Source organism: Oleiphilus sp. HI0125 (assembly GCF_001635355.1).
The window spans coordinates 1-862 of the sequence record NZ_LWGF01000655.1; the positions used below are offsets into that span (position 1 = coordinate 1).

1 protein-coding gene and 1 pseudogene are annotated in these 862 nt (G+C 45.7%); both read left to right on the forward strand.

Translation table 11 applies throughout. The features are described 5' to 3' along the window. Positions 1-450 (forward strand): annotated as a pseudogene (locus tag A3762_RS27430) (hypothetical protein); the annotation flags it as partial. Continuing rightward, positions 437-862 (forward strand): DUF3987 domain-containing protein (locus A3762_RS08995; protein ID WP_197469160.1); only part of this gene is annotated, 426 nt, incomplete at its 3' end. The pseudogene A3762_RS27430 and the gene A3762_RS08995, both read left to right, overlap by 14 nt.

Consider the following 862-nt stretch of genomic DNA (forward strand, 5'->3'; position numbering starts at 1 on the left):
AAGCCAGATGAAATAGTAAACCTCCAGTACATTTGGCCTGATGGGCGTAAGCGATTTGAAAATGGAGGGCGCAAAAAAGGGTGTTATGGAAAAGTGGGGAAGTCGGTAACTGATGATGCCTGGCTTTGCGAAGGATATGCAACGGCGGTTTCTCTTCATAAGGAGACTGGGTTGACCGTGTTTTGGGGTATCGATGCTGGCAATCTGGAATCCGCAGCTAAAAACCTCAAGACATTCTACCCAAACACTAACTTTAATGTGTGTGCAGACAACGATCGTTATTCTTCATCTGGTCACAATATAGGGGTGCGGGACGCTCAGAAAGCGCAGAGGGTTTTCAATGAAGAGCTTCCGTATATCCCGCAATTTCAATGCACTCATTGTAAATGCACTGACTTTAACGACTTAGTGAACTGCGCAAACAATGGAGGTGGTTATGTCGGCTTTTGAGCACAGTTCATATCCGGAAGTAGCTAAGCTCACCATTCCAGATGTTTCGGTAGCAGCTCTAGATATGGGCTGTCTTCCGCCCGTTCTAAAAAGGTTTGTAGAGGATGGGGCAATGCGAATGCAGGCCCCAGTAGATTTTATTGTAGTGGCTGCCCTTTGTTCGGTGGGGGCAGCGATTGGGACAAGTATTAGAGTTCAACCCAAGGCAATGGATACGAGATATCAAATTGTGCCTACGCTTTGGGGTGCAATCATTGGAGATCCTTCAAGTATGAAGAGTCCAAGTATCTCGTTCGCTCTTAACCCTATTCAATCATTAGAGGGGGAGATGCGGATCGGGCACAAGAATGCAGAACTCGAATATAAGGCCAATAAAAAGATATTTGATATGAAGCTTAAGCAAGTAGAGGCA